At 74.2% G+C, this 13,045-nt stretch carries 9 protein-coding genes; 4 read left to right on the top strand and 5 right to left on the bottom strand.

Annotation, left to right across the window (positions count from 1 at the left end; translation table 11 throughout):
• Positions 1-2 precede the first annotated feature (2 nt).
• Positions 3-1,160, top strand: coding sequence for a D-alanine--D-alanine ligase family protein (locus tag ACIHAA_RS17015; RefSeq protein WP_399817758.1), 1,158 nt, complete (start codon positions 3-5; stop codon positions 1,158-1,160).
• Between the two features lie 46 nt (positions 1,161-1,206).
• Here the strand turns inward: ACIHAA_RS17015 and ACIHAA_RS17010 are convergent, their stop codons facing one another.
• Together ACIHAA_RS17010 and ACIHAA_RS17005 are read right to left on the bottom strand one after the other, a co-directional pair.
• The gene (locus tag ACIHAA_RS17010) at positions 1,207-1,689 is read right to left on the bottom strand and encodes a DUF3515 domain-containing protein (protein WP_399817756.1); all 483 of its coding nucleotides are present in this window, start codon (positions 1,687-1,689) and stop codon (positions 1,207-1,209) included.
• 20 nt (positions 1,690-1,709) lie between these two features.
• A complete protein-coding gene (locus ACIHAA_RS17005) occupies positions 1,710-1,943 on the bottom strand; it encodes an Lrp/AsnC family transcriptional regulator (protein ID WP_399817753.1) in 234 nt (77 codons plus the stop codon).
• A 206-nt stretch (positions 1,944-2,149) separates the two neighbouring features.
• On the opposite strand from ACIHAA_RS17005, the gene ACIHAA_RS17000 reads away from it, so the two are divergent.
• A complete protein-coding gene (locus tag ACIHAA_RS17000) occupies positions 2,150-3,115 on the top strand; it encodes a thiamine-phosphate kinase (RefSeq protein ID WP_399817752.1) in 966 nt (321 codons plus the stop codon).
• 176 nt (positions 3,116-3,291) lie between these two features.
• Here ACIHAA_RS17000 and rpmB read toward each other — a convergent pair whose 3' ends face one another.
• Positions 3,292-3,477 (bottom strand): 50S ribosomal protein L28, encoded by a 186-nt coding sequence (gene rpmB, locus ACIHAA_RS16995; RefSeq protein ID WP_033282681.1) that lies wholly within the window; start codon positions 3,475-3,477, stop codon positions 3,292-3,294.
• Between the two features lie 276 nt (positions 3,478-3,753).
• Between rpmB and ACIHAA_RS16990 the strand changes: the two genes are divergently transcribed.
• On the top strand, positions 3,754-5,574 hold the full coding sequence (locus ACIHAA_RS16990; RefSeq protein WP_399817749.1) for a DAK2 domain-containing protein: 1,821 nt from the start codon (positions 3,754-3,756) through the stop codon (positions 5,572-5,574).
• A gap of 135 nt (positions 5,575-5,709) precedes the next feature.
• Here ACIHAA_RS16990 and ACIHAA_RS16985 read toward each other — a convergent pair whose 3' ends face one another.
• Both ACIHAA_RS16985 and ACIHAA_RS16980 read right to left on the bottom strand, forming a co-directional pair.
• Positions 5,710-8,607, bottom strand: a complete 2,898-nt coding sequence (locus ACIHAA_RS16985; RefSeq protein WP_399817747.1) for a tetratricopeptide repeat protein — start codon at positions 8,605-8,607, stop codon at positions 5,710-5,712.
• Complete coding sequence (locus ACIHAA_RS16980; RefSeq protein WP_399818024.1) at positions 8,604-10,451, bottom strand: HSP90 family protein; 1,848 nt, start codon at positions 10,449-10,451, stop codon at positions 8,604-8,606. The genes ACIHAA_RS16985 and ACIHAA_RS16980 overlap by 4 nt, the downstream gene beginning before the upstream one ends.
• 179 nt (positions 10,452-10,630) lie before the next feature.
• Here ACIHAA_RS16980 and recG point away from each other — a divergent pair, with 179 nt between their 5' ends.
• Positions 10,631-12,835 carry an ATP-dependent DNA helicase RecG gene (gene recG, locus ACIHAA_RS16975; RefSeq protein WP_399817745.1) on the top strand — a complete coding sequence of 735 codons (2,205 nt, stop codon included), beginning with the start codon at positions 10,631-10,633 and terminating at the stop codon, positions 12,833-12,835.
• Positions 12,836-13,045: the final 210 nt, after the last annotated feature.

The following is a 13,045-nucleotide window of genomic DNA, read 5'->3' as shown; positions in this document are numbered from 1 at the left end:
ATATGAGCACCGAGAACCTCCCCCAGAGCCCTGGGCAGCCCCCCCGCAAGCCGCGCGTCGCCGTGGTCTGCGGCGGCCGCAGCTCCGAACACGGCATCTCCGTGGTCACGGCCGGTGCCGTGCTGCGCGCCATCGACCGGACGAAGTACGACGTCCTGCCGATCGGCATCACCCGGGAGGGCCGTTGGGCGCTCACCGCCGACGACCCCGAGCGCATGGCGATCACCGAGCGCCGTACGCCGAGCGTCGAGGAACTGGCGGAGTCGCACGAGGGCGGTGTGGTCCTGCCCGTGGACCCCACCAACCGCGAAGTGGTCTACAGCGAGCCCGGTTCGGTGCCCAAGGCACTGGGCGAGGTCGACGTGGTCTTCCCGGTGCTGCACGGCCCCTACGGGGAGGACGGCACCCTTCAGGGCCTGCTGGAGCTGTCCGGTGTGCCCTATGTGGGCTCGGGTGTTCTCGCCTCCGCCGTCGGCCAGGACAAGGAGTACATGAAGCGCGTCTTCGTCTCCTTCGGTCTGGAGGTCGGCCCGTATGTGGTGATCCGCCCCCGCGAGTGGGAGCGCGACGAGTCCGCCGCCCGCAGGAAGATCGTGGACTTCGCGGGTGAGCACGGCTGGCCGCTGTTCGTGAAGCCCGCGCGCGCGGGCTCCTCGATCGGCATCACCAAGGTCGAGGACCTCGCGGGCCTCGACGAGGCGATCGCCGAGGCCCAGCGCCACGATCCCAAGATCCTGGTGGAGGCCGCGGTCCGCGGGCGCGAGATCGAATGCGGCGTGCTGGAGTTCGAGGACGGCCCCCGCGCCTCGGTGCCCGCCGAGATCCCGCCGCCGGACGCCCACGCGTACTACGACTTCGAGGCGAAGTACATCGACTCGACCCCCGGTATCGTGCCCGCGCCGCTCACCGGGGAGCAGACCGCCGAGGTCCAGCGGCTCGCCGTGCAGGCGTTCGAGGCGGCGTCCTGCGAGGGCCTGGTCCGCGCGGACTTCTTCCTCGCGGAGAACGGCAGGTTCGTGATCAACGAGATCAACACGATGCCGGGCTTCACGCCGATCTCGATGTACCCGCAGATGTGGCAGGCCAGCGGCGTCAGCTATGCCGAGCTGGTGGACCGTCTGATCCGGACGGCACTGAACCGCTCCACCGGACTGCGCTAGCGACAGCCGCCCCGCCGGAACCCGCTCCGGCGGCCGGCGGTTCCCGTCAGTCGGCGATCCCTTCGGGGATCGCCTTCTTGACGGCGGGCGCCAGGCTCACCAGCGGTGCCACCCCGTGGTCCGTACGCTCCTTGGGCAGGGTGACCTCGACATACGCCCGCCGCAGTGTGGTGGTGAAGCGGAAGGAGCCGTCGTCCCGCTTCTGGAGAAGCCAGCCGACCCCGTCGACGTCCATGCCGTCGGCCTCCGGGTCGTCCATCTCCGTGGGCCTCGGCACCCCGCAGCGCAGTATGATCGCCGGGCTTCCCCAGCCCGCCGTCAGCGCGGACCGGGGTTCGGGATCGTTCCGTCCGAGGCCGTCCACCTTCTGCGGCAGCACCTTGTCCAGGTTCCCGCACAGCCGCGCGACCTTCGCGTCCGGGCTGGGAACCGCCGCCGAGGGGCCCCCGTCGCTCCGGGAGCAGCCCACCGCGGCGATCAGCAGGGCGAGAACGGGCAGACCGGCAGACCGGGGGCGAAAGGTGCTCACCGGCCAAGGGTAGACGGGGGCTACAGGTGGACCACCGGGCAGGTCAGAGTGCGGGTGATGCCGTCCACTTGCTGGACCTTGGCGACCACCATGCGACCCAGTTCGTCGACGGTGTCGGCCTGGGCGCGCACGATGACGTCATAGGGACCGGTCACGTCCTCGGCATGGATCACGCCGGGGATCGCGCCGATCGTCTCGGCGACGGCCGAGGCCTTGCCGACCTCCGTCTGGATCAGGATGTACGCCTGTACCACGGAACCTCCAGGGCGGCCACGAGGATCATGTGGGGAGAAGGGACGCCACGGTATCGCGTCGCCGCTCCCCGCGGGGAGACCCGCGGAGGCTGTGGCGTGACTGCGGGGGGACGCCCGCGACACAAGTTGACGGTCGAGACGACCGTACCGGCGACGACAACGGCTCGCGACCGGGCGCGGCAGGCGAGAGAAGGGGTTGTACGACGATGAAGGGCACCGTGGGCGAGCTTGGCGAGTTCGGGCTCATCAGGGAGCTCACCGCACGGCTCACCACCACCCCGGCGGTCCGGATCGGCCCGGGCGACGACGCCGCGGTGGTGGCCGCGCCCGACCGCCGGGTGGTGGCGAGCACCGACATCCTGCTGGAGGGCCGGCACTTCCGCCGGGACTGGTCGACGGCCTACGACGTGGGACGCAAGGCCGCCGCCCAGAACCTCGCGGACATCGCCGCGATGGGCGCCGTGCCGACCGCGCTGCTGCTCGGCCTGGTCGTCCCCGCCGAACTGCCCGTCACCTGGCCCACCGAGCTGATGGACGGCCTGCGCGACGAGTGCCAGGTCGCGGGCGCGGCCGTGGTGGGCGGCGACGTCGTCCGCGGGGACACCATCATGGTGTCGATCACCGCGCTCGGTGATCTGCGCAACCATGAGCCGGTCACCCGGGCCGGCGCCAAGCCGGGCGACGTGGTCGCGGTCACCGGCTGGCTCGGCTGGTCCGCGGCCGGGTACGCGGTCCTCTCCCGCGGCTTCCGTTCGCCGCGCGCGTTCGTCGAGGCGCACCGGCGGCCCGAGCCGCCCTACCACGCGGGACCGGCCGCCGCCGGGCTCGGCGCCACCGCGATGTGCGATGTGAGCGACGGTCTCATCGCCGACCTCGGGCACATCGCGGAGGCCAGCAAGGTGCGCATCGACATTCGCTCGGGCGCCATCGACATCCCCGTCCAGATGAACGACATCGGGCAGGCGGTGGGCGTCGACCCCCTCCAGTGGGTTCTGTCGGGCGGCGAGGACCACGCGATTGTGGCGACCTTCCCGCCGGATGTGAAACTGCCCGCGCGCTGGACGGTGATCGGGGAGGTGCTCCATCCCTCGGCGCTGCCCCAGGTGACGGTCGACGGGGCGCCCTGGACCAGCAAGGGCGGCTGGGACCACTTCGGCGACATCGAGGCCTGACCGGGCCCGACGGACGCTTCCCGGGGTGCCGCTCGCACCGCGCCCCGGGGCGGCCCCGCTCCGCACAAGCACAGCGGGACGTCCGGGCACAGTCAGAAGTCCGGGCACAGCAAAAAGCCGGCCCACCTGGGTGGACCGGCTCTATGCAGCGAACCAGCGGTGGCCGCGCGCTGACGTCAGCGCGAGACCTTGCCGGCCTTGATGCACGAGGTGCAAGCGTTCACGCGCTTCGGCGTCCCGCTCACCACGGTACGCACACGCTGGATGTTCGGGTTCCAGCGGCGCGGCGTACGGCGGTGCGAGTGCGAGATGTTGTTGCCGAAGCCCGGCCCCTTGCCGCAGACGTCGCAGTTGGCAGCCACGGGTCACTCCAAAGACTTCAGATGCACTTACGGTTGATCCCGGCATGCCGGGATCGAGATCACAGGATCTGAGTGGCTCTGCCAGGGGAAAGCCCGATGTGTATCGGGCAACCGGAGCAGCATACAACGACTGCTTCGGTAGAACGAAACTACCATGTCCGCTCCGCCGCCCGTCGCGCCCCCGGCGGCTCCGGGGCCCCGCGCGCCCCCGCCCCCTTCGGGAACCCGACCGGGGTCTACGCTGCCTCCCACGTCCAGCAGCTCAAGGAGGCGCAGGTGGCGCAGGTGCCGCAGCCATTGGATGCCCTCGCGGTGCGCACCTGGTGCTCCCTCGCGCTGGGGGCGCTGGGACGGGCGCGCGAGGAGATCGACGCCATCAACGTCTATCCCGTGGCCGACGGGGACACCGGCACGAACCTCTATCTCACCGTGGAGTCGGCCGCCGCAGCCGTGGAGGCGGTCTTCGACGGCTACGAGGCGGGCGGCACCGAGCACCCGGCCCTCGCCGATGCGGTACGGGCCATGGCGCACGGCGCGCTCATCGGGGGCCGCGGCAACTCGGGGACGATCCTGGCGCAGCTGCTGCGGGGCATGGCCGAGGTGCTCGCCGCCGACACCGGGCCCGCCCGCACCGGAGCCCGGGGGCTGCGGCTCGCGCTCCGCCGGGCCGCCGACTCCGCGCGGGAGGCCGTGGCACACCCCGTGGAGGGCACCGTCCTGACCGTCGCCTCGGCCGCAGCGGACGCGGCCGAGGGCGCGGGGGAGGACTGCGCGGACGTCGCCCGGGCGGCGTACGAGGGAGCACGGGCCGCCCTCGCGGCGACCCCCGGACAGCTGGCCGTCCTGGAGCGCGCCGGGGTGGTCGACGCGGGCGGACAGGGCCTGGTGGCGGTGCTCGCGGCACTGGTGGAGACGTTCACGGGGGAGAACCCCGAGGCCCGCGAGGGACGCGGGGAGAGCGGCGCCGCCCATCGGCGCGCGGGGACCGAGGAGCCTCCCGGCCGGGCGCACGACTCCGCCGGGTCCCCGGCGGAGACCGGCGCGGGGGCGGCCGAGGATGCGCCCGCGCGGGCGTACGGCGGCTTCGGGGACACCGAAGAGGCCCTGGCACGGGCGTACGGCGCAGCGGCGGACACCGAGGAGTGCGCGGGACCGCCCCCGGCGGACGGAGGCGGCCCCGCCTATGAGGTGATCTACCTCCTGGAGGCCGACGACCCGGCCGTGGCGCGGCTGCGGGAGCGGCTGGACGCGCTCGGCGACTCCCTGGTGGTGGTCGGCGGGGACGGGCTGTGGAACGTCCATGTGCATGTCGACGACGCGGGCGCCGCGGTGGAGGCGGGTGTCGAGGCCGGACGGCCGCACCGGATCCGGATCACGCACTTCGCCGCCGGGGACGTGCACACCACCCGCGCCCCGCGGCCGCCGCGCGAGCGGGTCCAGCGGGCGGTGGTGGCGGTGGTGCCGGGGGAGGGCCTGGCCGCGCTGTACGGGGAGGCCGGGGCGACCGCCGTGCTGGCCCGGCCCGGGGAACCTCCGGCGAGCGGGGAACTGGTGGAGGCGGTACGGAGGGCGCACGCCCGCGAGGTGGTGCTGCTGCCCAACGACGCGGACCTGCGCCACACCGCCGCTGCGGCGGCCGAGCAGGCCCGCACCGAGGGCGTCCGGGTGGCGCTGATCCCGACCCGGTCCGCGGTGCAGGGGATCGCGGCACTGGCCGTCCACGAGCCGGTACGGCGCTTCGACGAGGACGTGGTGGCGATGACCTCGGCGGCGGGCGCCACCCGGTACGCCGAGGTCGCGGTCGCCGAACGGCAGTCCTGGACGATGGCGGGCATCTGCCAGGCCGGGGACGTCCTCGGCCTGATCGACGGCGATGTCGCGGTCATCGGTTCGGACGTCATGGCGACCGCGGCGACGGTCCTGGACCGCATGCTGGCGGCGGGCGGCGAAATGGTCACCCTGGTCCTGGCCGACGAGACCCCGGACTCGGTCGCGTCCCATCTGGAGTCCCGGGTCCGCGAGTCGTACCTCGCCGTCGACACCGTGATCTACCGGGGCGGCCGCCAGGGACCGCTGCTGCTGATCGGCGTGGAGTAGAACGGCCCTGCGCGAACCCGCCCCCGGGTGGCCGTACGCGAACCTCCCGCGCCCCCGGGCGGCCGTAGGCCACCCCCGTCACCCGTCCCGTAGGGGTGGCCGTACGTCGGGACGTACGGCCACCCCGCACGCCCGTCACCCCTCGCGCCGCGACTCCAGCAGTTCCAGGAGCCGTTCGGCCTCCTCCGCCCGCTGGGCCCGGGCGGGACCGGCGGGCTCGTCCGCCGCCGCGCAGGCCGCGAGCACCGCACGGGTGCGGGCCACCGCCGCGTCCGTGCGGTGGAGGTCGGCCTCCAGGCGGGCCGCGGACAGTTCGGCGCCCAGGCGGGCACCCAGGGCCTCCGGTCCGAGCGGCGCGAAGACCTCGACGGCCTGCGTGAAGTGCGCGAGCGCCTCCTCCAGGGCCGCCCCCGGGGCGTCCTCCTCCGTACCGGCCGACCGGGCGATCAGATCGCCGAACTGGCAGTGCGTCAGGCCGAGTTCGGTGCGCAGCCGGAACCGCTGTTCCCCGTCGTCGGGCACGGCGGACCCGCACACCCCGGCCGCCTCCGCCATCAGCTCCCGTGCCGCGGCGAGACCGCCCCGCCCCTCCGCGGCGAGCCAGGCGCGGGCCCGCAGGGCGCGTACCCGGCCCGGTGTGTTGCCGAGGCCGCGCCAGAGGTCCGCGGCCCGGGCGTAGGCCCGGTCGGCCTCGTCCGGCAGCCCCGCGTGACCGAGCGCCTCGGCGGCCAGGTGCGCCAGCACGGCATGGTCCCGCTGCTCCGGCCAGTGCCGGGCGGTCTCCGCGGCCGTGAGCCACCGCTCGGCGGCGTCCCGGTGCTCACCCAGCTCGGTATGGCAGTCCCCGAGCCACCACAGCGTCTGGACGACCGCCCCCTCGCCGTGCGCCTCGGCGGTCAGATCGGGCAGCGCCGACTCCAGCACCTCGGCCGCCTCGGCGAACCGGCCCTGCCGCAGCAGCAGACCGCCCAGCCGGTGCCGCGCCCAGGCGCCCAGCGTCCGGCCCCGGCCCCCCTCGTCGGCCCAGTGCGCGGCCTCCAGGGCGTGCCCGGCGGCCTCCGCGATCCGCTCCGAGCCCTCCAACGCCTCCGCCAGCCCGAGGTGCAGCTGCGCCCGGCCGACGGGCTCCAGCTGCCCCTGGCCGTGCTCCAGCGCCGCACGGGCCGCCCGCTCGGCCCCCTGCGCGTCGCCGAGCTGCCGCGCCAGGCGGGACAGCCGTGCCTCGTGCTCCACCGCGAACCAGGGCAGGCCCGCCGCCGTGTACTCCTCGGCCGCCCGCGCCAGCAGCCGGGCCGCCTCCTCCCCGTCCCCGGACCGCCCCGCCAGCTCGGCGAGCATGGCCACGGCCTCCGCGGCCCGGGAGGCGAGCGGCACCTCGGCGGTGTGCGGCCCGGCGAACGCCAGCAGTTCCCGTACGGCCTCCTCGGCGGCCGTGGCGCCCCGCTCGTCCTCGGCGAGGCGGTGCATCAGCACGCGGGCGCGTGCCACCAGGACGGACGCCGTCTGGCGAGCCCCTGTGCCGCCCGCCGTGAAGAGGGCGAGGGCCTCCTCCCGCAGCGCGGCGACCTCCTCCGCGGACCGGTCCGCGTGGCCCGTGAGGGCACGCACGAACGCGGCCCGCGCCCGGGCCGCGAGCGCCTCGCCCGGGTCGCCCGCCGCCGCGTGGAGCCCGGCCGCGCGCTCGAAGGTGTCGGCGCCCTCCAGGCCCTGCCCGATGGCCTCGTGGTCCACCAGCTCCGCCCGGTCCCGGGGATCCAGCTCCCGGCCCCGGGCCGCCCGCGCCACCGCCGCCCAGGCGTCCACCGCGTCCGGGTGCAGGGCGTCGGACAGCCGCCGCGCCTCGGCGAGCAGACCCGGCAGATCCTGTTCCGGGATCCGCGCGGGGGCCACCGGTGCGGGCGCGGCCACGGGCGCCGGGCGGACCGCCCGCACGCCGAGCGGCAGCCGGTCCGCCAGCGGACGGCGGTCCATCCGCTCCCGGGTGCGCTCACTCACGGCGGGCGTCCCGTTGCGCGCGTCGAAGCGGGCGGCGAGCGCCAGCGCCTGTCCGCGCGCGTGGACGGCGAGTTCCCCGGCGGTCCACTGGCGGCCCGCGGGCCCCGGCACCGTCCGGTCGCCGAGTCCCAGCCCGGTCAGCCGGTCCATGAGCAGGGTCACCACGGCGAGGAAGCCCAGCTGGCTGCGCGGCTCCCCGGAGTCCGTGAAGTACTGCGGCCGCTCGGCCAGGAGTTCGAGCCCGCGTGCTTCGTTGCCGGTCAGCGCGCAGAACTCCACATGGTCCGCGTACGAGCCGCGCATGCTCTCCATGCCCCGCACGAGCCGGAACCCCCGCAGATGGTGGGCCCGTGCCTCGTCCGATCGGCCCAGGCGCAGCAGCGGCAGCAGCGAGGAGGCCAGCACGGCGTGCGGTTCGTGCGCGCACTCATGCGTGCCGTCCAGCACCGGCCGCCACAGCTCCAGCGCCCGTTCGTCCTCGCCCCTGCGCGCCTGCCACCAGCCCTGGTCGCGCAGTTCGCAGGCGTGGCAGTCGGCCATCTCGTCGCGGTCGGCGGCCAGCCAGGCGGCATACGCCCGTTCGGCGCGCGCCAGGTCCCCGATGTGCGCGGCGACGCTGAACTCGGCGCCCCGCACGGCCCGTTCGGAGTGGCCCGCGAGCCGGTAGCGGTGCTCCATCTCGCCGAGCCACTTCTCCACGGAGGCGAGCGGGATGTGCGGCTGGCCCAGCATGCCCGCCGACATCCACTTGAAGACCCAGTGCAGCGAGTGGGTCTCGTAGGCGTCGAAGTCCTCCGGGTGCTCGTCCCACAGGCGCAGCAGGCGCGCGAAGGGGACGAACATCTTGTCCTTCTCGGAGCTGTAGTTGTAGACCTTCAGCTGGTGTCCGAGCGCCTCGATCACGGCCAGCGGGATGTCCAGCCGCTCGGCCTCCGCGAGCAGTTGCTCCGCACGCGCGTTGCGCGCCGGGCCCTCCGGCTGCTCGTAGTTGTCCGCCATCGCCCGGCGCAGCGCGTCGAAGTCGGCCGCCCGGCTCATCGGGTGCCGCCCTCGGGGGTGTCGGTGTGGGTGGCCCAGGCGAGCAGGCCGATGAACGCGCGGTTGAGCAGCGCGGAGTCCGCGGGCCGCAGCGGGCGCTGGGCCATCAGCAGGGCCTGCCCGTAGAGCGACTCGGTGGCGGTGCCGATCAGCTCCGGGTCGCGCAGCGAACCGATCCTGCGGATCAGCGGGTTGAGATGGTTGAGGACCAGCCGCGCGCGGGGCGCGCCGCCCCGCAGCGAGCCGAGGATGCCCGCCCACAGGTCGTCCGCCTGCTCCTCGGCCTCGGCCCGCGCCTGCTCGTGGCGGGCCGCCCGGTCGTCCAGGTGCAGGGCGGGCACGGTCAGCGGATGGAAGGCGCGCAGCACCACATCGCAGCCGAGCGGGTCGAGCGCGGCGCGCGCGGCACCCAGGAAGCCCGAAAGCGCCAGCTCCTCCGCGGGGTCCACCGCGTCCAGATGGGCGGTCACGGTGTCCGCGTCCAGCTCCGCGACCACCGTCCCGGGACGCACCGACGGCAGCGCCTCGACCAGCTCGCTGTCGTAGGTGTAGCCGCCGTTGACCACCCCGACACCCTGCGCGGCGGCGATCGGCGCCACCTGCCGGTACTCCTCCACCGTCCGGGTGAAGTGCACCACGGGGTGGCGCCGGGCGAACTCCTCCAGGGACAGCCGCCCGTCCGTGGTCTCGAAGGGCAGCCACGGCAGCATCGTGCGCAGCATCCCGCTGTCGTGCCGGGCCAGCGACTTGACGCCCAGGTGGTGCACGGACAGAAAGGCGGCGAGCCGCTCGGGGTCGCCCGCCGCGAGCCCCGTCAGCCAGCTCCGGATGCGCTCCCCGAGCGCCTCGCGCACGGTGGCCAGGGTTTCGTCCTCGTAGAGCGACTCCCGGGACGCCGTGGGCCGCAGACTGTCGGTGTCCAGCACACAGCGGACGAAGAACGCCCAGTCGGGGAGCAGCTGTTCGGCCCGCTCGGTGAGCAGCATCCCCTTGAGATGCACCCGGTGGTTTGCCCGCTGCGCCGGACTGACCGCGCTGGGCAGCACATGGGCCACGCCCCGCACCCCGGCGAGCGGCACGTCCAGGTCGATCGAGTCCAGCGGGGTGAAGCCGAACTGCTCGTGGCAGTGGCGCGCCAGGGCCACCCGCCGGGCGGCGGGGGAGGGGTACGTCCGGTCCCAGGGCGCCGGCAGCTCCGTGACCGGCTCGTCGTCGACCCGTACGTCGTACGGCAGCAGCGACCCGAAGTCCCGCGCCAGGGACCGCACCCGGTCCGCCGTGAGCCACTCCGCGGCACCGGGACGCGCCACCAGGTGCACGGTGGTGCCGGGTTCGGGCCGGGCGTCGCCGGGCAGCGTCCGTACGGTGTACGAGCCGTCGTCGGCGGCCGTCCACTCCACCGGCGCCGCGTCCGGCACCAGGGCGCTGCGGCTGACCACCCGGATCCGCTCGGCGACCACGAAACACGCCAGCAGCCCGATGCCGAACTGCCCGAGGAAGCCGGAGCGCGCCTCCTGGAGGCCCTCGGCCCGCTTGGAGCTGCGCCCGATGGTGGCGAGCAGGCTGTGCACATCGGACTCGGTCAGCCCGATGCCCGAGTCCTCCACCCGCAGGCCGCTGCCGTCCGCGTAGAGCCGGACCCGGGCCGGGGCGTCCGGCTGGGCGGCGCGGCGGGCGGTGATCGCGTCCACCGCGTTCTGGAGCAGCTCCCGCAGATAGACCTTGGGACTGGAGTAGAGGTGATGGGAGAGCAGGTCCACCAGACCGCGCAGGTCGACCTGGAACGTATGGGGAGGCTGGGGCGGCCGGGCCGCCTGGGATGCCGGTGAGGTCTGGGAGTCCATCGTCACGGCGCCGCGGGTGGGGGACGGTCGACGGCGCGGGGTCGGGCGGTCCCGGTGGGGCGGTGACCGCGGGGGTGAGCCGGAAGGGCCGGAGGGATGGGTCATCCTAGGCTTCGAACCACCCCCCTGACCAGGGGATTTGCACAACGTATACGGCGATGTCAGTGGTGTGGTGTGCAATGGTTCCCGTGCCCGCACTGCAAGAACCGCTGAAGAAGGTGCTCGGCCCCGCCACCGCGAAGGTGATGGCCGAGCACCTCGGCCTGCACACCGTCTCCGACCTGCTGCACCACTACCCGCGCAGATACGAGGAGCGCGGCAGGCTCACCCACCTCGCCGACCTCCCCATGGACGAGCATGTGACGGTGGTGGCCCAGGTCGCCGACGCCCGGCTGCACAGCTTCGCCTCCTCCCGGGCGCCCCGCGGCAAGGGCCAGCGGCTGGAGGTCACGATCACCGACGGCAGCGGCCGCCTCCAGCTGGTCTTCTTCGGCAACGGGGTGCACAAGCCGCACAAGGACCTGCTGCCGGGCACCCGCGCGCTGTTCGCCGGGAAGGTCTCCGTCTTCAACCGCAGGCTCCAACTGGCCCATCCCGCCTACGAGCTGCTGAGCGGCGACGACGAGTCCGACACGGTCGAGGGCTGGGCGGGCGCCCTGATCCCGATCTACCCGGCCACCGCCAAGCTGGAGTCCTGGAAGATCGCCAAGTCGGTGCAGACGGTCCTGCCGAGCGCCCAGGAGGCGGCCGACCCCCTGCCCGAGTCCCTGCGCGCGGGCCGGGACCTGCTCTCCCTGCCCGAGGCCCTGCTCAAGGTCCACCGCCCGCACACCAAGGCGGACATCGCCGGGGCCCGCGACCGGCTGAAGTGGGACGAGGCGTTCGTCCTCCAGGTCGCCCTGGCCCGCCGCCGACACGCGGAGGCACAGCTTCCGGCGGTGCCCCGGGTGCCCGCACCCGACGGCCTGCTCACTGCCTTCGACAAGAAGCTCCCCTTCACCCTCACCGACGGCCAGCAGAAGGTCTCCCAGGAGATCTTCGCGGACCTCGCCACCGAGCACCCGATGCACCGGCTGCTCCAGGGCGAGGTCGGCAGCGGCAAGACCCTGGTGGCCCTGCGCGCCATGCTCGCCGTCGTGGACGCGGGCGGCCAGGCGGCGCTGCTCGCGCCCACCGAGGTGCTCGCCCAGCAGCACCACCGCTCGGTGGTGGAGATGATGGGCGAGCTGGCCGAGCAGGGGATGCTGGGCGGGGCCGAGCACGCCACCAAGGTGGTGCTGCTCACCGGGTCCATGGGCGCGGCCGGGCGGCGGCAGGCGCTGCTCGACCTCGCCACCGCGCAGGCCGGGATCGTGATCGGCACCCATGCGCTGATCGAGGACAAGGTGCAGTTCCACGACCTCGGCCTGGTCGTGGTCGACGAGCAGCACCGCTTCGGCGTGGAGCAGCGCGACGCCCTGCGCGGCAAGGGCAAGCAGCCGCCGCACCTCCTGGTCATGACGGCCACCCCGATTCCCCGGACCGTCGCCATGACCGTCTTCGGCGACCTGGAGACCTCCGTCCTGGACCAGCTCCCGGCCGGGCGTTCCCCGATCGCCAGCCATGTGGTCCCGGCCGCCGACAAACCGCACTTCCTGGCGCGCGCCTGGGAGCGGGTGCGGGAGGAGGTCGCCAACGGCCATCAGGCCTATGTCGTCTGCCCCCGCATCGGCGACGACGCCGACGAGCCCGGCAAGGCGGCCAAGTCGCCCGAGGACGAGGCGGAGAAGCGGCCCCCGCTGGCCGTGCTCGACATCGCCGACCAGCTGTCCAGGGGCCCCCTCCAGGGGCTGCGCGTCGAGGTGCTGCACGGCCGTATGCACCCCGACGACAAGGACGCGGTGATGCGCAGGTTCGCCGCGGGCGAGACCCAGGTCCTGGTCGCCACCACGGTCATCGAGGTCGGGGTGAACGTGCCGAACGCCACCGTGATGGTGATCATGGACGCCGACCGCTTCGGCGTCTCCCAGCTCCACCAGCTGCGCGGCCGGGTGGGCCGCGGCGCGGCACCCGGGCTGTGCCTCCTGGTGAGCGAGATGCCGGAGGCGAGCCCGGCACGGCAGCGGCTGAACGCGGTCGCGGCCACCCTGGACGGCTTCGAGCTGTCCCGGATCGACCTGGAGCAGCGGCGCGAGGGCGATGTCCTCGGCCAGGCCCAGTCGGGCGCCCGCACCTCGCTGCGCATGCTCGCGGTCATCGAGGACGAGGAGATCATCGCCGAGGCCCGGGAGGAGGCCACCGCGGTGGTCGCCGCCGACCCGGAGCTGGAGCGGCTGCCCGGCCTGCGCACGGCCCTGCGGGCCCTGCTGGACGACGAGCGGGAGCAGTATCTGGACAAGGGGTGACGGGCCGCGTCGGCAGATCGGGGATCTGGGAGGGAGGCCGCCGGGTGACCGCGAAGAGGGGACGGAAGAGGGGAACGACAGATGCGCGGAGCAGGGGAGGACAGGTGACGGGGGGAGACCGCGCGGCGAGGTCCGCCGGGCTGCGAGACTGGAGGGGCACACCCGCCCTGGCGACAGGGCCTTCGTCCGCACACCGAGAAGGACCGCAGA

It is taken from the genome of Streptomyces sp. NPDC052040 (genome assembly GCF_044548405.1).
Taxonomy (GTDB): domain Bacteria; phylum Actinomycetota; class Actinomycetes; order Streptomycetales; family Streptomycetaceae; genus Streptomyces.
This window is presented reverse-complemented; position numbering and strand designations above follow the sequence as displayed.

Coding starts and splice junctions, on each gene's coding strand:
- ACIHAA_RS17015 (WP_399817758.1), top strand. CDS start 3: ATGAGCACCGAGAACCTCCCCCAGAGCCCTGGGCAGCCCCCCCGCAAG.
- ACIHAA_RS17000 (WP_399817752.1), top strand. CDS start 2,150: ATGAAGGGCACCGTGGGCGAGCTTGGCGAGTTCGGGCTCATCAGGGAG.
- ACIHAA_RS16985 (WP_399817747.1), bottom strand. CDS start 8,607: ATGAGCCGGGCGGCCGACTTCGACGCGCTGCGCCGGGCGATGGCGGAC.
- ACIHAA_RS16980 (WP_399818024.1), bottom strand. CDS start 10,451: ATGGACTCCCAGACCTCACCGGCATCCCAGGCGGCCCGGCCGCCCCAG.
- recG (WP_399817745.1), top strand. CDS start 10,631: ATGGTTCCCGTGCCCGCACTGCAAGAACCGCTGAAGAAGGTGCTCGGC.